16 protein-coding genes are annotated in these 19,163 nt (G+C 69.9%); 5 read left to right on the top strand and 11 right to left on the bottom strand.

From position 1 onward, the window contains the following. Window positions 1-28 precede the first annotated feature (28 nt). The 5 genes from AB0O11_RS06180 to AB0O11_RS06160 all read left to right on the top strand — a co-directional run bounded on the left by AB0O11_RS06180 (window position 29) and on the right by AB0O11_RS06160 (window position 5,958). Window positions 29-223 carry a DUF2304 domain-containing protein gene (locus AB0O11_RS06180; RefSeq protein ID WP_224280869.1) on the top strand — a complete coding sequence of 65 codons (195 nt, stop codon included), beginning with the start codon at window positions 29-31 and terminating at the stop codon, window positions 221-223. A 78-nt stretch (window positions 224-301) separates the two neighbouring features. After that, a complete protein-coding gene (gene mshB / locus AB0O11_RS06175; protein ID WP_363382300.1) occupies window positions 302-1,210 on the top strand; it encodes an N-acetyl-1-D-myo-inositol-2-amino-2-deoxy-alpha-D-glucopyranoside deacetylase in 909 nt (302 codons plus the stop codon). Then, entirely contained in the window at window positions 1,207-1,665 is a 459-nt protein-coding gene (locus AB0O11_RS06170; protein ID WP_363382298.1) for a DUF6113 family protein, read from the top strand. The genes mshB and AB0O11_RS06170 overlap by 4 nt, the downstream gene beginning before the upstream one ends. A gap of 243 nt (window positions 1,666-1,908) precedes the next feature. Further along, entirely contained in the window at window positions 1,909-4,077 is a 2,169-nt protein-coding gene (locus tag AB0O11_RS06165) for a hypothetical protein (protein ID WP_363382295.1), read from the top strand. 168 nt (window positions 4,078-4,245) lie between these two features. Next, window positions 4,246-5,958: an ABC transporter family substrate-binding protein gene (locus AB0O11_RS06160; RefSeq protein WP_363382293.1), complete on the top strand. Its 1,713-nt coding sequence runs from the start codon at window positions 4,246-4,248 to the stop codon at window positions 5,956-5,958. Window positions 5,959-5,977: 19 nt separating this feature from the next. Here AB0O11_RS06160 and AB0O11_RS06155 read toward each other — a convergent pair whose 3' ends face one another. From AB0O11_RS06155 to AB0O11_RS06105, 11 genes are all read right to left on the bottom strand, one after another. Then, a complete protein-coding gene (locus tag AB0O11_RS06155) occupies window positions 5,978-7,027 on the bottom strand; it encodes an ABC transporter ATP-binding protein (RefSeq protein WP_363382290.1) in 1,050 nt (349 codons plus the stop codon). Between the two features lie 154 nt (window positions 7,028-7,181). Next, on the bottom strand, window positions 7,182-8,405 hold the full coding sequence (locus AB0O11_RS06150; protein ID WP_363382289.1) for a dipeptide ABC transporter ATP-binding protein: 1,224 nt from the start codon (window positions 8,403-8,405) through the stop codon (window positions 7,182-7,184). Next, window positions 8,395-9,447, bottom strand: a complete 1,053-nt coding sequence (locus AB0O11_RS06145) for an ABC transporter ATP-binding protein (RefSeq protein ID WP_363382286.1) — start codon at window positions 9,445-9,447, stop codon at window positions 8,395-8,397. The genes AB0O11_RS06150 and AB0O11_RS06145 overlap by 11 nt, the downstream gene beginning before the upstream one ends. A 16-nt stretch (window positions 9,448-9,463) precedes the next feature. Beyond that, window positions 9,464-10,378: an ABC transporter permease gene (locus AB0O11_RS06140; RefSeq protein ID WP_363382954.1), complete on the bottom strand. Its 915-nt coding sequence runs from the start codon at window positions 10,376-10,378 to the stop codon at window positions 9,464-9,466. A gap of 76 nt (window positions 10,379-10,454) precedes the next feature. Next, complete coding sequence (locus AB0O11_RS06135; RefSeq protein ID WP_363382285.1) at window positions 10,455-11,381, bottom strand: ABC transporter permease; 927 nt, start codon at window positions 11,379-11,381, stop codon at window positions 10,455-10,457. A 121-nt stretch (window positions 11,382-11,502) separates the two neighbouring features. Next, complete coding sequence (locus AB0O11_RS06130; protein WP_363382283.1) at window positions 11,503-13,125, bottom strand: ABC transporter substrate-binding protein; 1,623 nt, start codon at window positions 13,123-13,125, stop codon at window positions 11,503-11,505. A 187-nt stretch (window positions 13,126-13,312) separates the two neighbouring features. Next, window positions 13,313-14,329: a dipeptide ABC transporter ATP-binding protein gene (locus tag AB0O11_RS06125; RefSeq protein WP_363382280.1), complete on the bottom strand. Its 1,017-nt coding sequence runs from the start codon at window positions 14,327-14,329 to the stop codon at window positions 13,313-13,315. Beyond that, window positions 14,322-15,368: an ABC transporter ATP-binding protein gene (locus tag AB0O11_RS06120; RefSeq protein ID WP_363382279.1), complete on the bottom strand. Its 1,047-nt coding sequence runs from the start codon at window positions 15,366-15,368 to the stop codon at window positions 14,322-14,324. Before AB0O11_RS06120 ends, AB0O11_RS06125 begins: the two co-directional genes overlap by 8 nt. A gap of 19 nt (window positions 15,369-15,387) precedes the next feature. Beyond that, the gene (locus AB0O11_RS06115) at window positions 15,388-16,302 is read right to left on the bottom strand and encodes an ABC transporter permease (RefSeq protein WP_363382277.1); all 915 of its coding nucleotides are present in this window, start codon (window positions 16,300-16,302) and stop codon (window positions 15,388-15,390) included. Further along, complete coding sequence (locus AB0O11_RS06110) at window positions 16,295-17,239, bottom strand: ABC transporter permease (protein WP_363382273.1); 945 nt, start codon at window positions 17,237-17,239, stop codon at window positions 16,295-16,297. The genes AB0O11_RS06115 and AB0O11_RS06110 overlap by 8 nt, the downstream gene beginning before the upstream one ends. A gap of 88 nt (window positions 17,240-17,327) precedes the next feature. Continuing rightward, the gene (locus tag AB0O11_RS06105; protein WP_363382270.1) at window positions 17,328-18,962 is read right to left on the bottom strand and encodes an ABC transporter substrate-binding protein; all 1,635 of its coding nucleotides are present in this window, start codon (window positions 18,960-18,962) and stop codon (window positions 17,328-17,330) included. Window positions 18,963-19,163 lie beyond the last annotated feature (201 nt).

The raw sequence follows: 19,163 nt of genomic DNA, 5'->3' as shown, positions 1-19,163 counted from the left end.
GCGTGCCCGAGAAGGGGTGAGAGCCGACATGGCCATGAACATCTCCGCCGCCGTGCTGATGCTGGTCATCGTGGTGATCCTGATCCGCCGGTCCGGCCTGAAGCTGGCGCACGCGATCATCTGCGCGCTGCTCGGCTTCTACCTGGCCTCCAGCTCGATCGCTCCGTCGATCAGCCAGGTCACCAGCAACCTCGCCGGAATGATCAACGGCCTGAAGCTCTGACCCCGTCGCCGCGGTCCCGGGGCCTGCCGCCGGGCTCCCGTCCGCGGGAGCCCGGCGGCAGGCCCTAGGCTTCCTCCCATGACCGCGACTACCGGCCGCCGCCTCCTCCTGGTACACGCGCACCCCGACGACGAGTCGATCGGCAACGGCGCCACCATGGCCCGGTACGCCGCCGAGGGCGCCCGGGTCACGCTGGTGACCTGCACCCTCGGCGAAGGCGGCGAGGTGATCCCCCCGGAGCTGACCCACCTGACCGCCGACCGGGACGACACCCTCGGCGCGTACCGGATCGGCGAGCTGACCGACGCGATGCGCGCCCTCGGTGTGACCGACTTCCGCTTCCTCGGCGGCCCGGGGCGCTACCGGGACTCCGGGATGATGGGCGTGCCCGAGAACGACGTGCCCGGCTGCTTCTGGCAGGCGGACGTCGAGGAGGCGGCGGGCCACCTGGTCGCGGTGATCCGCGAGGTGCGCCCGCAGGTGCTGGTCACGTACGACGCGAACGGCGGCTACGGGCACCCGGACCACATCCAGGCGCACCGGGTCGCGATGCGCGCGTACGAGCTGGCCGCCGACCCGGCGCACCGGCCGGAGCTGGGCCCGGCCTGGCGGACCGCCAAGGTGTACTGGAACCGGATGCCCCGTTCGGTGATCGAGGCCGGACTCGCCGAGGCCGCCGCCAAGGCGTCCTTCCCGGGCGTCGCGCAGCCCGCCGACATCCCCGGCGTGGTCGACGACGAGGCGGTCACCACCGTGCTGGACGGCTCCGCGTACGCGGGGCGCAAGGCCGCCGCGATGGCCGCGCACGCCACTCAGATCACCGTGGACGGCGCCTTCTTCGCGCTCTCCAACGACCTCGCCCAGCCACTGTTCGCCACCGAGTACTACCAGTTGGTGCACGGCCAGGCCGGGCCCGGCGAGCCGGAGGACGACCTGTTCGCCGGCCTCGCGCTCGACGCCGCGCACGCCGAGGAGGACGCCCGATGAGCAAGCCCGCCGCCCGGACGCCGCGCCGTCCGCTGGCCGCCGTCGTCCTCGGCACCCGCGAGGAGCGGCTGGCCGAGCCCCAGCCCCCGCGCGCCGCCCGGATCGGGGCCTATGCCCTGTTCTTCCTGCTCGGCGTCGCGGTGTCGATCTGCGGATCCTTCGTGCAGGCCTTGTGGCCGCCGGCGGGAGTCCTGTTGGCGCTCGCCGCGACCGCCGCCACGTTCTACGGCGGCCTGCGGGTCACCGGCACCCGGCTCGGCGCGGGCATGCCCGTGGCCGGCTGGTTCCTGGCGATGCTGCTGCTGATCGTGCCCCGGCCCGAGGGCGACACCGTGCTGTGGTCCAACGCCACCTCGCTGGCCTGGCTGTTCGCCGGCTCGGTACTGGGCGTGATCTGCGCCACTCTGCCCACCCGCACCAGCTGGTTCCCCGGGGTGCCCGGCCCCCCGCGCTGACCTGGGTCGTGCACGGCGTACGGTACCGCGTACGACGAGCAGTCAGGAGCGTACGGCCTTACTCTCATACCGGAGGAACCGGACGTATCAGGATCTGTCCGAAGCCGTTCGCCGCTCAGTTCTTCCCAGTATGGTGGTCCCGCAGAACGCCGTACCCGACCGCCGCCCGCCCCTGTCAAGGCCCGGCGACCACGAACCGCGGTCACGCCGCACGGCCCCCCGCGAACCCGGAGCAGAGCAGCATTGAGCAGCCGCGAATCTGACAACGCCCACCCGACGCCTCGGCGCACGGGTCCGGACGCCTATCCGTCGGGCACCCCGCCCTACGGCACGCCGGGGCTCCCCGGCGGCGACCGGGCCGACGCCGGACCGGGCACCGCGTCGGGCGGCGAGGATGACGGTCCGAAGACCGAGACCACCCTGACCACCCGGGTCCGGATCAACATCCCCGGCTCGCGTCCGATCCCGCCGGTCGTCGTCCGCAGCACCGTCAAGAACGAGGACGGCCCGGGCGATGACGCCCCGGCCGCCGCCGAGCCGGGCGGCCCGCGACACCGCTCCGCGCCGGCCTCGCCCGTCCTCGGCGTGATGGACGACGGCGGCCGCCAGGCCACCGCGCCGGCCCTGCCGCCGGAGTGGCAGATCCCGCCGATCCCGCCGGCCACCTCCGAATCGGAGTCCACCGGCGCCTGGTTCCGGCCTCGCCAGAAGAAGGCACCCGCCGCCGAGCCCGCCCCGGCCGCCGGTGCCAACGGTGCCCCGAACGGCCGTCCGGTGGCGGCCCAGGGCAAGCAGCCGAACCCGGCCGCGCCCGCCGCGCCGTACCGCGCCGAGGCCCCGGCGGAGGAGCCCGGCGTGTACGAGGCCGCCGCCCCCTTCGCGCCGGTCACCGACCCGTTCGCCACCACCGTTCCGGAGGCCGGCGCGCACGGCGGCCGCCCCCGGCGCGACGGCGGGCAGCAGGCCGGGCAGCAGAACCGTCAGCAGCGCAACGGCCGACCGCGCGGCCCGCAGGCCGGGCCGGCCGCCGAGCCGAGCCCGGAGGACACCTCGGTCGACGGCTTCAAGCCGATCCGCGACAACACCCCGCCGCCCGCCGCGATATCCGGCCCGCCCCTGAACGGCGCCCCGCGCGGCGCCGGCGGCCATCCGCAGCCGGGCCTGTTCGCCTCGGCCCCGACCGGCACCGACCCGTTCGCCACCCAGCGCCCGACCGCCCCCGGCCAGGACGTCCCCGCCACCCCGGCGGGCCCCGGCGCACTCTTCCCGGGCACGCCGGGCACCGCCCCGCAGCCCGGCGGCGACCCGGAGGCCACCGCGGTCACCCCGCTGCCGTCCCCGGCCCCCGACCCCCGGCCCGAAGGCGCCGAGGCCGCCAAGGGCGCCAAGGCCGCCCCCGCGCCGGCCCCCGCCAAGGCGAAGGCCGAGCCCGCCGCCCCCGCCAAGGCCAAGCGCGGAGGAGCCGGCAAGAAGCTGGTCAAGCTGGGCGTCTACGGCGTCGGCGCGGTGTTCTTCCTCGGCGCCGCCGCGTACGGCACCGGCCTGATGCTCAACCAGTCCGACGTCCCCAAGGGCACCGTGGTGCTCGGCGCCGAGATCGGCGGCAACAGCCGCGACCAGGCGATCCACCAGCTGGACGAGTCGGTCGGCAAGGCCGGCCAGCAGCCGCTCAAGCTGAAGATCGGCGACCAGACCGTGGACCTCGACCCGACGGTCGCCGGGCTGAGCTTCGACACCACCGCCACCGTGGACGGCCTGGCCCAGCACAGCTACAACCCGGTCGACGTCATCAAGTCGCTCAAGGGCGGCACCAAGGCCGTCGCCCCGGAGGTCAAGGTCGACAAGGCCAAGCTCAGGGCCGCCCTCGACGGCCTCGCGGCCGGCCCCGGCCAGGGCCTCCAGGAGGGCTACGTCAAGTTCGGCGACCCCAACGGCGAGCCGATCGTCGTCCCCGGCCGGGCCGGCCAGGCGGTGGACTCGGCGAGCGCCCTGGAGGTGATCGAGCAGGCCTACCGCGACCGCGCCGACGGCAAGCCCGACCAGCCGATCGCCCTCACCGTCACGGCCGCCCAGCCGAAGATCTCCACCCAGGCCCTCCAGGCGGCCGCCGACAGCCTCGGCAAGCAGGTGGCCGCCGGCAAGGTCCACGTCGTGGCCGGCGCCAAGTCCTGGGACTTCGGCCCGAAGACCGCCTCCAAGGCGCTCACGCTCGTCCCGGACGCCTCCGGCAAGATCGTGCCCAAGTGGGACCTCGACGCGCTCGCCGCCCAACTGGGCACCGCGTTCGACAAGGTGAAGGTCAAGAAGAACGGCCAGGTCGCCACGATCACCCCGCAGGACGTCGCCGACGGCATCACCTCGGTGCTGGACAAGACCAGCGACAAGGACCGCACCTTCAAGTTCGTGGTCTGACACGCTCGTGGTCTGACCCGTTCGCGGTCCGACCCGTTCGCGGTCCGACCGACCCGCGCCCGCGAGGGGCGGGCCCACCATCCGGGCCCGCCCCTCGACAACGCCCCCTCCCGGTCAGCAAGATGTGACGCCACACCATCCGCCACATCCACCCCGGGGAGCACGCCGATGCGCCGCCGCCTCCAGCACCACGGGACGGCCCTGCTCGCCGGTCTCACCGCCGTCACGCTCTCGCTGGCGCTCTGCTCCTGCACCGCCGGACAGGGCGGCGCCGGCGCCCTGCCGTCCGCCCCCGCGTCGCCCAAGCTCACCTCGATCGACATCAACCCGCACGACCGGGCCCAATTGCGCCAGGGCGGCACCCTGAACCTGGCGATCGCCCAGTTCTCCCGCCAGTGGTCGCCGATCCACACCGACGGCAGCGAGTCCTCGACCGTCACGGTCAGCAAACCGCTGCTGCCGACCTTCTTCCGCTCGGACGCGGCCGGCACCCAGACCCCCAACCCGGCCTACCTGCAGGAGGCTCACGCCGACCTCAAGGACGGCCGGCAGGTGGTCACCTGGACCCTCAACCCGAAGGCCCACTGGTCCGACGGCACCCCGATCACCTGGCGCGACATCGAGGCCAACTGGCGCGCCCTGAACGGGAAGGACCCGGCCTACAAGTCCTCCAGCAGCACCGGCTTCGAGCTGGTCTCCGCGGTCGAGCGCGGCAAGGACGACTTCCAGGCCGTGATGACCTTCGACCACCCGTTCTCCGAATGGCAGTCGATGTTCAACAGCGCCGGCAACGCCCCGCTGATGCCCGCCGGCCGGATCTCCACCCCGGACCTGTTCAACACCTCCTACCTCGACGCCATCCCGGTCACCGCCGGCCCGTTCAAGGTCGAGCAGCTGGACCGCGCCACCCAGACCGTCACGCTGGTCGCCGACCCCTCCTGGTGGGGCGACAAGCCGATGCTGGACCGGATCGTCTTCCACGCGATGCTGCCCGACGCGATGCCCGCCGCCTTCGCCAGGGGCGAGCTCGACCTCGTCAACAACGGTCCGGACGTGGCCGGTTACCAGGTCATCAAGAACACCAAGGGTGCGGTGGTGCGCCGGGCCGGCGGGCCGGACTTCCGTCAGTTCACCCTGAACGCCCGCACCCCCGCGCTCAGCGACGCAACCGTGCGCCAGGCCGTCTTCCAGGCGATCAACCGGGACGTGGTGATCCGCGGCGACCTCGGCGGCCTGGACTGGCCCGCCGTCCCGCTCAACAACCACCTGCTGGTCACCAACCAGAACGGCTACCGCGACAACTCCCTGGGCCTGGCCCGCTACGACCCCGCCGAGGCCGCCCGCAAGCTGGACTCGGCCGGCTGGAAGCTGGAGGGCGACGTGCGGAAGAAGGACGGCCGCGAGCTGAACCTGCGGATGGTCGTCCCGGCCGGCGTCACCCCGGCCCAGGCCGAGGCCGCCAACACCACCAGGATGCTCAAGGACGTCGGCATCAAGGTCACCACGGTGACCGCCCCCGCCAACGAGTTCTTCGACAAGTACGTCAACCGCAATGACTTCGACATCGCCGCCTACTCGCTGTTCGGCACCCCCTTCCCGGCCAGCGGCAACCGCGCCAACTTCGTCCAGAGCGGCGGCACCAACCACGTCGGCGCGGGCAGCCCGGCGGTGGACACCGCGCTCGACCGGGCCGCCGCCGCGACCGACGCGGCCACCGCCTCCGAGGCGATCAACCAGGCCGACGGCGAGCTCTGGAAGGTGGCCGGCGTCCTGCCGCTCTACCAGCGCCCGCAGCTGTTCGGGGCCCGCGCCGACCTCGCCAACATCGGCGCGCAGGGCCTGTCCGACATCGTCTGGGAGAACGTCGGTTTCGTGAAGTAGCCGCCGGCCCGGTGGGGCCTCAGCCGTGCAGCGTCTCGCGCCAGTAGTGGCAGGCGCTGCGCCGGCCCACCAGCTCCGCCCCGTCCTCGCTGGTCACCGGTGCCAGCGGCGGGAGTTCGGTGCGGCAGCGGTCCTGCGCGCGAGGGCAGCGCGGGTTGAAGGCGCAGCCCTCCGGGATCCGCAGCAGGCTCGGCGGCAGGCCCTTGATGGCGTGCAGGCCCTGGCCCTTCTGGTCCAGCCGGGGGATCGAGTCCAGCAGGCCCCGGGTGTACGGGTGGGCCGGGCGCGCGTACAGCTCGTGCACCGGGGCGGTCTCGACGATCCGGCCCGCGTACATCACGGCGATCTTGTCCGCGACGTCGGCGACCACGCCGAGGTCGTGGGTGATCAGGATCAGGCCCATGTTGTACTCGGCCTGGAGCTCGGCGAGCAGGTCCATCACCTGCGCCTGGACGGTGACGTCCAGAGCGGTGGTGGGCTCGTCGGCGATGATCAGGTCCGGCTCCATGGAGAGCGCCATCGCGATCATGATCCGCTGGCGCATACCGCCCGAGAACTGGTGCGGGAAGTCGCCCGCACGCTGCCGGGCGGCCGGGATGCGCACCCGCTCCATCAGCTCGATCGCCTTCTCCCGGGCCTCCTTGCGGGAGGCACCGCGGTGCACCCGGAACATCTCCCCCAGCTGGTGTCCCACGCTGAGCACCGGGTTCAGTGCGGACAGCGAGTCCTGGAAGATCATCGCGATGTGGTCGCCCCGGATCGACCGCCGGGCGTTGTCGCTCATGGTCAGCAGGTCCTCGCCGCGGAACAGGATCCGGCCCGAGGTGATCCGCCCCGGCGGCATGTCCAGGATGCCCATCACCGCCTGCGCCGTCACCGACTTGCCCGACCCGGACTCCCCCAGCACTGCCAGCGTCTCCCCGGCCGCGACGGAGTAGCTCACCCCGTTGACGGCCCTGGCGACGCCGTCCCGGGTGTGGAACTCCACGTGCAGGTCGTCGACCTCCAGCAGCGGCGTCCCGGGCTCCAGGCTCCCCCGACCACCGCCGATCACCTCCACCGCGTCCATCAGAGCAGCCCTCCTCGGCACCACGGCGTCCACTGCTGGGCGCAGAGCAACTATCAAGGAGCGGGCGGCACTTGGCGAGCCCACGGCAGATCTCTTTTCCGTCACGGGAAAGGGCGCGCCCCCGCCTGCGAGGACGCGCCCGGGTAGTGACCCCTCAGCCGGCGCCCGGCCCGTCGCTCCCGTCCCTCCCGTCCCTCCCGTCGCTCCCATCGCCCTGGTCGACCTCGCGCTCCGCGGCGCCCTGCTCGACCTCGCGCTCCGCCGCGCTCTGCTCGATCTCGCGCTCCGCCGCGCTCTGCTCGACCTCGCGCTCCGCCGCGAAGTGACACGCCGAGTCGTGCCGCGCCGCCCCGTCCAGCCAGGACGGCGCCGCCAGCAGCGGCACCTCGACCGCACACCGCTGCTGCGCCTTCCAGCAGCGGGTGCGGAAGCGGCAGCCGGACGGCGGGCTGGCCGGCGAGGGCACGTCGCCGGTGAGCACGATCCGGTCCCGGGTCTCCCGCGCCGTCGGGTCCGGCACCGGCACCGCGGAGAGCAGTGCCTGGGTGTACGGGTGGGTCGCGTGGTCGTAGATCTCCGCGTCGCTGCCGATCTCGACCAGCTTCCCCAGGTACATCACCCCGACCCGGTCCGAGATGTGCCGGACGATCGAGAGGTCGTGCGCGATGAACATGTACGACAGGTTGAACTCGCTCTGCAACTGCTCCAGCAGGTTGATCACCTGCGCCTGCACCGAGACGTCCAGCGCCGACACCGGCTCGTCGCAGATGATGACCTCCGGCTTGAGCGCCAGCCCCCGGGCGATGCCGATGCGCTGGCGCTGACCGCCGGAGAACTGGTGCGGATAGCGGTTGATGTACTCCGGGTTGAGCCCCACCACGTCCAGCAGGTCCTGGACGGCCCTGCGGCGGTCGCCCTTGGGTGCCACCCCGGGGTGGATCTCGAAGGGCTCACCGACGATGTCGCCGACCGTCATGCGCGGGTTGAGCGAGGTGTACGGGTCCTGGAACACCATCTGGATGTTCCGGCGGACGGCCTTCAGCGCCGAGCCGGAGAGCCGGGAGATCTCCTCCCCCTTGTAGCGGACCGAGCCCCTGGTGGCCGGTTCCAGGTTCATCAGCACCTTGGCCAGCGTGGACTTCCCGCAGCCGGACTCGCCGACGATGCCGAGCGTCTCGCCCTGCATCAGGTCGAAGCTGACCCCGTCGACGGCCTTGACCGCGCCGACCTGCTTCTTGAACAGGACGCCCTGGGTCAACGGGAAGTGCTTGACCAGGTCCCGGACTTCGAGGATCGGCTCGCCGCGCGGCACCTCCTGCTCGAAGGCGACCTCCTCCGGCACCACCGCGCCCAGTGCGCCGGCCCCGTCAACGGTCATGGAGGGTCTCCTTCCAGAAGAAGCAGGCGCTGCCGCGCCCCTCCAGCGGTGCCCCGTCGTCCTCGGTGACCGGGAAGAGCTCCGGCACCTCGGCCCGGCAGACGTCCTGCGCGCGAGGGCAGCGCGGGTTGAAGGCGCAGCCCTTGGGGATCCGCAGCAGGTTGGGCGGCAGGCCCTTGATCGCGTAGAGCTCCCGGCCCTTCTGGTCGAGCCGGGGAATGGAGTCCAGCAGGCCCCGGGTGTACGGGTGGGCCGGGCGCGCGTACAGCTCGTGCACCGGGGCCGTCTCGACGATCCGGCCCGCGTACATCACCGCGATCTTGTCCGCGACGTCGGCGACCACGCCCAGGTCATGGGTGATCAGGATCAGCCCCATGTGGAACTCGGCCTGGAGCTCGGCGAGCAGGTCCATCACCTGGGCCTGCACGGTCACGTCCAGCGCGGTGGTGGGCTCGTCCGCGATGATCAGGTCCGGCTCCAGGGCCAGCGCCATCGCGATCATGATCCGCTGGCGCATGCCGCCGGAGAACTGGTGCGGGTAGTCGTTCACCCGGTCCTTGGCCGCCGGGATGCGCACCCGCTCCATCAGCTCGACGGCCTTCGCCTTGGCCTCCGCGCGGGAGGCCCCCCGGTGGGAACGGAACATCTCGCCGAGCTGGAAGCCCACCGGCAGCACCGGGTTCAGCGCGGACAGCGCGTCCTGGAAGATCATCGCGATCCGCCCGCCGCGGATCCTCCGCCGCTCCTCCTTGCTCATCTTGAGCATGTCCCGGCCCCGGAAGCGGATCTCGCCGCGCGGGATCCGGGCCGGCGGCATGTCCAGGATGCCCATGATCGCCTGGGCGGTCACCGACTTGCCGGAACCTGACTCGCCCAGCACCGCCAGCGTCTCGCCGGCCGCGACGGAGTAGTCGACCCCGTTCACGGCCCTGGCGACGCCATCCCGGGTGACGAACTCGACGTGCAGGTCCCGCACGTCGAGCAGCGGCCCCTCGTACGGTGTCCCCCGCTCGCGCTCGACGGTGCCCGCCGCTGTACTCACGATGTGCTCCCCTCGCTCAGCGAAGCTTCGGATCGAGGGCGTCGCGCACCGCGTCGCCCATCATGATGAAGGCCAGCACGGTGATGGAGAGTGCCGCAGCCGGGAAGAACATCACGTACGGCGCGATCCGGATCACCTTCTGGGCGGAGGAGATGTCGATTCCCCAGGAGATGGTCGGCTCCTGCAGGCCGATGCCGAGGAAGCTCAGCGTGGCCTCGGTCGCGATGTAGCCGCCGAGCGCGATGGTCGCCACCACGATCACCGGCGCGACCGCGTTCGGCAGGATGTGCCGGAACATCAGCCGTCCGGTCCCGGCTCCCAGCGCCCGGCCCGCCACCACGTAGTCGGACTGCTTGACCGTCAGCACCGCGCCGCGCATGACGCGGGCGATCTGCGTCCAGCCGAGGACGGCCAGGGCGACCACCACGGTCCACACCGTGCGGATGGTGAAGGCGTTCAGCAGCACCAGGGCGCCGAGCAGCAGCGGGATGCCGAAGAAGATGTCGACGATCCGGGAGAGCACCGCGTCGACGGCCCCGCCGTAGTACCCGGCGACCATTCCGGTCAGCCCGCCGAGCAGGGTGACCGCGGCGGTCACGAAGATGCCGACGGTGATCGAGGCCCGGGCGCCGTAGACCACCCGGGCGTAGATGGAGCGGCCCTGCGCGTCGTAGCCGAACCAGCCGGCGCCGAAGAAGTCCGTCCAGTCCGGCCGCTTGAGGTAGTCGTGCACCAGGTCGGCCCTGCGCGGGTTGGCGTCGGTGAACGCCCAGGGGAAGATCGCCATGACCACCAGCAGCACGATCAGCACGATCGAGAGCAGGAAGATCGGCCGTCGGCGCAGGTCCCGCCAGGCGTCGCCCCAGAGGCTGCGGGCCTCCTCCCGCTTCTCCACGTCGGGTTCGACCAGGGTCTCCTGCTCCACCGCCATGCCCTGCTCCCCCGCGTAGTCGAGACGGGAGACGCCCGGCTTGGGGCGCGGTTCGTACGAGTCCTCGTCGTGGATGTCAGGCATAGCGGATCCTCGGGTCCAGGACCGCGTAGAGCAGGTCGACGAGCAGGCTGGCGACCAGGTAGATGATCACCAGGACGGTCACGATGCCGACCACGGTCGGGCCTTCCTTCTGGTTGATCGCCCGGTACAGGACGTTGCCGATGCCCTGCACGTTGAAGATGCCCTCGGTGACGATCGCCCCGCCCATCAGCGCGCCGAGGTCGGTGCCGAGGAAGGTGATCACCGGGATGAGCGAGTTGCGCAACAGGTGGCGGGAGATGATGGTCCGTCGGGGCAGCCCCTTGGCGGTCGCGGTCCGGATGTAGTCGGCCCGCAGGTTCTCGCCGATGGAGGTCCGGGTGAGCCGGGCGACGTACGCGAGCGAGAGCGAGCCCAGGACGATCGCCGGCAGGATCAGCTGGGAGAGGTCGTAGCTGTCCTGCACCGTCGGCGTGACCCAGCCCAGGTTGGTGGCGAACACGGTCTGCGCGATGTAGGCCAGCACGAAGACCGGGATCGAGATCACCACCAGGGTCAGGATCAGCACCAGGGTGTCCGCGACGCTGCCGCGCTTCAGCCCGGAGAGCACGCCGAGGGCGAGGCCCACGACCATCTCGAAGAGGAAGGCCAGCAGCGCCAGCCGGATGGTGACCGGGAAGGCGTCCGCCATGATGTCGGAGACCGGGCGACCGGTGAAGCTGGTGCCGAAGTCCCCCTGGAAGAGGTTCCCCATGTAGTGCAGGTACTGCTTCCAGAGCGGCTGGTCCAGGTAGTACGTGTGCTTGATGCTCGCGACCACGGACGGGTCGGCGGCCTTCTCGCCGAACAGCGCGACCACCGGGTCACCCGGCAGCGTGTAGACCATCACGAAGATCAGCAGCGTGGTGCCGAAGAACACCGGGATCATCTGCAGCACCCGCCGCAGCACGTAACTGCCCATCCGAGCCTCCTTCCTAGGTGCCCTGCCGGCCGGGCCGGCAGGCCGGGAGACCGCGCCCCGCTCTCCGCGCGGGGGAGAGCGGGGAGAGCGGGGCCGGCCGAGGGGATCAGAGCCCGGGGATTCAGCTCTTGACCTCGACCTGCGTCCAGGCCGGGTTGCCGAAGGAGTCGAACTTCACGTTCTGCACCTTGGTCGAGTAGCCCGAGTTGGTGCGGTAGTACCAGAGCGGGATGGCCGGCATGCCGCTCGGCAGCACCGCCTCGGCCTGCTGGTAGCCGGTCACCGTGTCGGCGACGCTGGGGGCCTCGTCGGCCCGGGTCGCCGCCTGGTCGAACTGCGGGCTGCTGTACCCGGTGTCGTTGGACGCGGCACCGGTGCGGTACACGTCGGCCAGGAAGTTGGCGTTCAGCGGGTAGTCCTGCACCCAGCCGGTCCGGAAGGCGCCGTTGAGCTGGTGCGCGGTGATGGCCTGCCGGGCGGTCTTGAAGTCGGGCTTCGGGTCGCCCAGGCAGTCGACGCCGGTGGTCTGCCGGATCGAGTTGCAGACCGCGTCGACCCACTCCTTGTGGCCGCCGTCCGCGTTGTAGGTGATCAGCACCTTGTTGCCCGGGACGCCGCCGCCCTGCTGGATCAGCTGCTTGGCCTTGGCGGGGTCGAAGTTGCAGAAGTCCCCGCAGGTGCCCGCCTTGTAGCCCTCGACGCCCTCGGCCACCCAGGCGCTGGCCGGCGCCCGGGAGCCCTGCAGCACCGTCTTGGTGATGGTCGGCCGGTCGATCGCCATCGACAGGCCCTGGCGCACCTGGGCCTTCTCCGGCGCGGCCCAGTCGGCCTGGTAGAGCGTGAAGCCGACGTTCTGGATGGCGCCCTGCGGGGCGTCCACCGCCCGGTCGCCGAGGTCGCTCTTGTACGTCGCCAGCGCGGACGGCGGCACCTGGTCCATCACGTCCAGGTTGTTGGACAGGAGGTCGGCGTAGGCGGCCTCGGACGTGGTGTACATCTTGAAGACGATGCCGCCGTTCTTCGGCTTGTCCACGCCCTGGTAGTCCGGGAAGGCCTTGGTGACCACCTGGGTGTTGTGCGACCAGCTGACGAACTGGTACGGGCCGTTGCCCACCGGCTTCTGCCCGTACCCGGCCGGGTCCTTGAAGAAGCCCTCGGGCAGCGGCGAGAAGGCGATGTAGCCGAGCTTGTACTCGAAGTACGAGACCTTGTGGTTCAGCTTGACGGTGAAGTGCAGGTCGTCGGTGACGGTCAGCCCGGACATCTTGTCCGTGGTGGGCTGGCCGGAGGCCGGGTGGACGTCCTGGTAGCCCGCGATGTCGGCGAACCAGGAGCTGTTGATCTGGTTGTTGGCGGGGTTGGCGCCCCAGTTCCAGGCGTCGACGAAGTTCTGGGCGTGCACCGGGGTGCCGTCGTGGAACTTCCAGCCGTCCTTCAGCGTGACGGTGTAGGTCTGGGAGTCGCTGGTGTCGATCTTGTCGGCGACCTGCATCCGGATCTTGGCGTTGCTCGGGTCGTAGTCGACCAGGCCCTTGAAGAGGTTCTGGATGATGCGACCGCCACCGACCTCGTTCGCGTTGGCGGGCTGCAGCGGGTTCTGCGGCTCGTTGCTCTGGTAGCTGAAGGTCTTGCCGGCGTCCGACGGGCTGCCGCCTCCTCCGCCGCTGTTGCTGCACCCGGTGGCCACCAGGGCCACGGACGTCGCAACGGCGAGGACCCAACGAGCACGGGCGACTACGGGCATGGAGGTCCCTCCTCATGGTGTGTGTCGCATCACACCCCATGAGAAGCGCGCTCCGACGACGGCGCGAGCCAGGTGCACCCGGACGTGTGCCGTGACCCCCTGCGGAGTTGACGCAGCGCCGGATCGGCCGAATGCCGGAAGGGCCCGCGGCGCGAACGCCACGGGCCCTTCCTGGGACCAGCAGGGGTCAGGCCGCGGCCTGCTCCCGGACCTCGGGGAAGTGGCAGGCCGACTCGTGCGCGGCCGGGCCCTCCAGCAGCGAGGGGACCGCGAGCAGCGGGACCTCCTCGGCGCACCGCTCCTCCGCCTTCCAGCAGCGGGTGCGGAAGCGGCAGCCGGACGGCGGGTTGGCCGGCGAGGGGATGTCCCCGTTGAGGATGATCCGCTCGCGGGTCTCGCGCGCCGTCGGGTCCGGCACCGGCACCGCGGAGAGCAGCGCCTGGGTGTACGGGTGCGTCGCGTTCTCGTAGATCTCCTCGTCCGAGCCGATCTCGATCATCTTGCCGAGGTACATCACGCCGACGCGGTCGGAGATGTGCCGGACGATGGAGAGGTCGTGCGCGATGAACATGTAGGAGAGGCCGAACTCGCCCTGCAGCTGCTCCAGCAGGTTGATCACCTGCGCCTGGACGGACACGTCCAGTGCGGAGACCGGCTCGTCGCAGATGATGATCTCGGGCTTGAGCGCGAGACCGCGGGCGATGCCGATGCGCTGGCGCTGACCGCCGGAGAACTGGTGCGGGTACCGGTTGATGTACTCCGGGTTCAGACCCACGACGTCCAGCAGGTCCTGGACGGCCTTGCGGCGGTCGCCCTTGGGCGCCACCTCCGGGTGGATCTCGAACGGCTCACCGATGATGTCGCCGACCGTCATGCGCGGGTTGAGCGAGGTGTAGGGGTCCTGGAACACCATCTGGATGTTCCGGCGGACGGCCTTGAGGGCCGCACCCTGCAGCTTGGAGATGTCCTCGCCCTTGAACAGCACCTGACCGGAGGTGGCCCGCTCCAGGTTCATCAGCACCTTGGCCAGCGTGGACTTGCCACAGCCGGACTCGCCGACGATGCCGAGCGTCTCCCCCTTCTTCAGCTCGAAGGAGATGCCGTCGACCGCCTTGACCGCGCCGACCTGCTTCTTGAAGAGGATGCCCTGGGTCAGCGGGTAGTGCTTGACCAGGTCCTTGACCTCCAGGATGTTCTCAGCCATGGAGGGTCTCCTTCCAGAGGTGGCACGCGCTGCGGCGGCCGGTGAGCTCCTTGCCGTCCTTGTCCGTCACGTGGTGCAGCGTCGGGATCTCGGTGCGGCACAGGTCGGTGGCGACATCGCAGCGGGGGTTGAACGCGCAGCCGGCCGGAACCTTCAGCAGGTTCGGGGGCAGGCCCTTGATCGCGTACAGCTCCTGGCCCTTCTGGTCCAGGCGCGGGATGGAGCGGAGCAGGCCCTTGGTGTACGGGTGCGCGGGGTTCGCGTACAGCTCGTGCACCGGGGCGGTCTCGACGATCCGGCCCGCGTACATCACGGCGATCTTGTCCGCGACGTCGGCGACCACGCCGAGGTCGTGGGTGATCAGGATCAGGCCCATGTTGTACTCGGCCTGGAGCTCGGCGAGCAGGTCCATCACCTGCGCCTGGACGGTGACGTCCAGGGCGGTGGTGGGCTCGTCGGCGATGATCAGGTCCGGCTCCATGGAGAGCGCCATGGCGATCATGATGCGCTGGCGCATACCGCCGGAGAACTGGTGCGGGTAGTCGCCCACACGCTGCCGGGCGGCCGGGATGCGCACCCGCTCCATCAGCTCGATCGCCTTGTCCCGGGCCTCCTTGCGGGAGGCACCGCGGTGCACCCGGAACATCTCGCCGAGCTGGGCGCCGACGGTCATCACCGGGTTCAGCGAGGAGAGCGCGTCCTGGAAGATCATGGCGATCTTCTGGCCGCGGATCTGCCGGCGCTGCTCCTCCTTCATGGCGAGCATGTCCTCGCCGCGGTAGAGGATCTGGCCCTGGCTGATCTTGCCGGGGGGCATGTCGAGGATGCCCATGATGGTCTGGGCGGTCACCGACTTGCCGGAGCCGGACTCGCCGAGCACCGCCAGGGTCTCACCGGCGGCGACGGAGTAGTTGACGCCGTTCACGGCCTTGGCGACGCCGTCCCGGGTGTGGAACTCCACGTGGAGGTCACGGACCTCCAGCAGCGGAGTGCCCACCTCGAGGCGAGTCTTCTGGTTCTTCTCGATCACGGTGGTCATCGGGTCGTCACCTCTTCTCTCAGCGGAGCTTCGGGTCGAGGGCGTCGCGCACCGCGTCGCCGAGCATGATGAACGCCAGCACCGTGACGCTCAGCACGGCGGCCGGGAAGAGCAGCACGTGCGGCGCGTTCAGGAAGCGGGGCTGGGCGTCGCTGATCATCAGACCCCAGGAGATCTCCGGGGACTGCACGCCGATGCCCAGGTAGGACAGGGCCGCCTCGGCGCCGATGTAGACACCCAGGCTGATCGCCGCGACGACGATGACCGGCGCGATGGCGTTCGGCAGGATGTGCCGGAAGGTGATCCGGCCGCTTCCGGCGCCCAGCGCGCGGGCAGCCATCACGTAGTCGTTGTTCTTGTTGGCCAGCACCGAGGCGCGCATGATGCGGAAGATCTGCGGCCAGCCGAGCACGGCCATCACCGCCGAGACGGTCCAGGCGTTGCCGACCTTGAGCATCGACATGATCAGCATGCCGCCGAGCAGCAGCGGGATCGAGAAGAAGATCTCGGTGAAGCGCGACAGGATGCTGTCGATGATGCCGCCCTTCCACCCGGCCACCAGGCCGAGCAGGGAGCCGACGAGGGTGACCAGCGTGGTGGTCAGGATGCCGACGATGATCGAGTTGCGGGCGCCCCACACCGTCCGGGTGTAGACGTCGCAGCCCTGGACGTCGAAGCCGAACCAGTGGTCCCCGTCCGGACGCTTCAGCGAGTCGGACAGCTGGCAGAAGCCGGCCGAGTTCGGGTTGGTGTCGGTGAACAGCTGCGGCACGGCCGCCACGATCATCAGGAAGACCACCAGCGCGGCACCGATGATGAAGACCGGGTTGCGGCGCAGGTCGGCCAGCGCGTCGGACCAGAGGCTGCGGACGCGCTCCGGCTTCTCCTTCGCGCCCGGCGCGGCCGCGGTGTCCTTGGCAATGGTGTCAGGCATAACGGATCCTCGGGTCGAGCACGGCGTAGAGCATGTCCACGAGCAGGGTGGTGACCAGGTAGATCAGCACCAGCAGCGTGACGACGCCGACGATGATCGTGCCCTGCTTCTGGTACACGGACGAGGCGAGCAGACCGCCGATGCCGTGGATGTTGAAGATCCTCTCGGTGATCACCGCACCGCCCATCAGGCCACCGAGGTCGGCGCCGAGGAAGGTGACGATCGGGATCAGCGCGTTGCGCAGGGCGTGCCGGCCGATCACCCGACGACGCTTCAGCCCCTTGGCGACCGCGGTGCGGACGTAGTCCGCGCGCATGGTCTCCATCAGGCTGGTGCGGGTCAGGCGGGCGACGTACGCCAGCGACATCGAGGCCAGCACGAAGGCCGGCAGCAGGTACGCGCGCAGCCCGTCGTCCTCGTTGAAGGAGACCGAGAAGAAGTCGATTCCGTAGTCGTTCTTCAGCTTGACGCCGAGGACCAGCTGCAACACGAAGCCGGTGACGAAGACCGGGATCGAGATGACGAACAGCGTGCTGATGAGCACCAGCTGGTCCAGGAACTTGCCCTTGCGCAGGGCCGCCATCACGCCGGCCAGCACACCGATGACCGCCTCGATGACGAAGGCGACGAGGGCGAGGTTCACGGTGTACGGGAAGGCGTCGCCGATCATGTCGCTCACCGAGCGACCGGTCAGGCTCTCACCGAGGTTGCCCTTGAACACACCCGTGATGTAGTTCCAGTACTGGAGCAGGAACGGGTCGTTCAGGTGGTACTTCTGACGGAGCATCTCCGCCACGATCGGGTCGGCGCGCTTCTCGCCGGCCAGCGCCTGCACCGGGTCGCCGGGCAGTTTGAAGACCAGCCAGTAGATCAGGAACGTCGCACCGATGAGGACAGGGATCGCCTGTAGCAGTCGGCGGATGACATAGCGGCCCATCAGACCTCCATACTTTCGGACAAGGAAGGGAGGCGGGAGGACTCGGACTGTGGTCCGGTCCACCCGCCCCCTGTCGTCTGATTACAGATCAGGCCAGCTCGACCTCGGCCAGGTTCATGTGCCCCTGAGCGTCGGTGTCGAAGTTCTTGATCTTCTTGCTGTAGGCGGCGGAGGACATGTAGGTGTACACCGGGATGTACGGCAGGTCCTGGACCAGGACGTCATCCGCCTGCTGGTAGAGCTTCAGGCCTTCCTCGGGGGTCTTGGCCTGGTCGGCCTGCGACAGCAGGGACTCGAACTGCTCGTTGACGTAACCGCCGTAGTTCGAGCCGCTGTCGATGGCGACCTTCGAGAAGATCGGGCGCAGGTAGTTCTCGATCGACGGGTAGTCCATCGACCACGCCATGCGGAAGGCGCCCGAGTACTCCTTCTTGCCCAGCGCGTCGAGGATCTTGCCGAACTTCTCGAACGGCTTGAAGGTGACCTCGACACCGAGGTTGGCCTTCAGCTGGTTGCCGACGGCCTCGATCCACTCCTTGTGGCCACCGTCGGCGTTGTAGCCCAGCTCGATGGTGTTGTTCGGGACACCGCCGGCCTGGTTGAAGAGCTCCTTGGCCTTGGCCGGGTCGTACTTGGCGGCGTCGCCCAGGGCGCCCTTGCGGTAGCCCTCGACCAGCGGGCTGACGAAGTCGTCGGCCGGGACGCGGGTGCCCGAGAAGATGGTCTTGGTGATGGCCTCGCGGTCGATCGCCATCGAGATCGCCTTGCGGATCTCCGGCTTGCCGTAGGCGGCCGGGTTGGTGGCGATCGGGAAGCCGATGTAGCCGACGCCGGACTCCGGCTTGTAGATGTAGCGGTCGCCGAACTCCTGGGCGACGGTGGACATCGCCGAGATCGGCAGCTTGTCGGTGGCCTGGATGTTGTCGGCGCGCAGGTCGTTGTACGCGGTGTCCAGGTTGTCGTAGATCTTGAAGGTCACACCCGCGAGCTTCGCCTTGGTGTCGAAGCTCGGGAAGTTCTCGTAGCGCTTGACCTTGATCTGCTTGTTGTGCTCCCAGGCGCCGTCCATCTCGAACGGGCCGTTGCCGATCGGCTTCTCGCCGAAGGCCTTCGGGTCGTTGAAGAACGCCTTCGGCAGCGGGTAGAAGGCGTTGTAGCCCAGCATGGTCTTGAACTGGGAGAACGGCGCGCTCAGGGTGACGGTGAAGGTCTTGTCGTCGACGACCTTCAGGCCCTTGAGCTCCTTGGCGGTCGGCTTCTTGTCCTTGCCCGGGGCCAGCTCGTCGGAGCCCTCGATCTTGTTGAAGAACGGCATGCCCTCGGCGGCGTTGTCCTGGTTGGCACCCCAGTTCCAGGCGTCGACGAAGGACTGGGCGGTGACCTTCTCACCGTTGTGGAAGGTGTAGCCGTCCTTGAGCTTGATCGTCCAGACCTTGCTGTCCGGGGACTCGATCGACTCGGCCACGCGCAGCTTCGGCGCGTTGGTCTTGCGGTCGTAGTCGACCAGGCCGGCGAAGACCGCGTTCAGGACCTCGGAACCCTCGGACTCCGCGGTGTTCTGCCCCACCAGGCCGTGCTGCGGCTCGCCGAGCTCGACGGAGATGGTGCCGCCGCCGGAAGCGGCCTTGCTGTCGCCGCTCTTCGAGCTGGTGCTGCACGCGGTCGCCGCGAGGGCGATCGCGGTAGCCGCAACGAGCCACTTGGTCTGGGTTGCACCACGCATGGGGGATGCCTCCTGAAATCGACTATCCAACGAGGAGAGCACGACAGGCGGTCGAGACCGTTCCCGCTGTGCCGTCCGCGCTCGTGGTTTCGGCGCGCACCCCTGCGCGTTCACCCTTGACCCGAGCCTGACTGCACCCACTATCCGTCACGCACGGACACGAAAGTGACCAGCCGCGATCTCAATTAGGTCACATGAACA

The sequence above is a fragment of the Kitasatospora sp. NPDC093102 genome, from assembly GCF_040683915.1.
Taxonomy (GTDB): domain Bacteria; phylum Actinomycetota; class Actinomycetes; order Streptomycetales; family Streptomycetaceae; genus Kitasatospora.
This window is presented reverse-complemented; position numbering and strand designations above follow the sequence as displayed.

Bases quoted from the DNA above. Each gene is read 5' to 3' on its own strand.
- AB0O11_RS06130 (WP_363382283.1), bottom strand. From the start codon at position 13,125: ATGCCCGTAGTCGCCCGTGCTCGTTGGGTCCTCGCCGTTGCGACGTCC.
- AB0O11_RS06155 (WP_363382290.1), bottom strand. From the start codon at position 7,027: ATGGACGCGGTGGAGGTGATCGGCGGTGGTCGGGGGAGCCTGGAGCCC.
- AB0O11_RS06160 (WP_363382293.1), top strand. From the start codon at position 4,246: ATGCGCCGCCGCCTCCAGCACCACGGGACGGCCCTGCTCGCCGGTCTC.
- AB0O11_RS06105 (WP_363382270.1), bottom strand. From the start codon at position 18,962: ATGCGTGGTGCAACCCAGACCAAGTGGCTCGTTGCGGCTACCGCGATC.
- AB0O11_RS06125 (WP_363382280.1), bottom strand. From the start codon at position 14,329: ATGGCTGAGAACATCCTGGAGGTCAAGGACCTGGTCAAGCACTACCCG.
- AB0O11_RS06180 (WP_224280869.1), top strand. From the start codon at position 29: ATGGCCATGAACATCTCCGCCGCCGTGCTGATGCTGGTCATCGTGGTG.
- AB0O11_RS06110 (WP_363382273.1), bottom strand. From the start codon at position 17,239: ATGGGCCGCTATGTCATCCGCCGACTGCTACAGGCGATCCCTGTCCTC.
- AB0O11_RS06140 (WP_363382954.1), bottom strand. From the start codon at position 10,378: ATGGCGGTGGAGCAGGAGACCCTGGTCGAACCCGACGTGGAGAAGCGG.
- AB0O11_RS06170 (WP_363382298.1), top strand. From the start codon at position 1,207: ATGAGCAAGCCCGCCGCCCGGACGCCGCGCCGTCCGCTGGCCGCCGTC.
- AB0O11_RS06120 (WP_363382279.1), bottom strand. From the start codon at position 15,368: ATGACCACCGTGATCGAGAAGAACCAGAAGACTCGCCTCGAGGTGGGC.
- AB0O11_RS06150 (WP_363382289.1), bottom strand. From the start codon at position 8,405: ATGACCGTTGACGGGGCCGGCGCACTGGGCGCGGTGGTGCCGGAGGAG.
- AB0O11_RS06135 (WP_363382285.1), bottom strand. From the start codon at position 11,381: ATGGGCAGTTACGTGCTGCGGCGGGTGCTGCAGATGATCCCGGTGTTC.
- AB0O11_RS06115 (WP_363382277.1), bottom strand. From the start codon at position 16,302: ATGCCTGACACCATTGCCAAGGACACCGCGGCCGCGCCGGGCGCGAAG.
- mshB (WP_363382300.1), top strand. From the start codon at position 302: ATGACCGCGACTACCGGCCGCCGCCTCCTCCTGGTACACGCGCACCCC.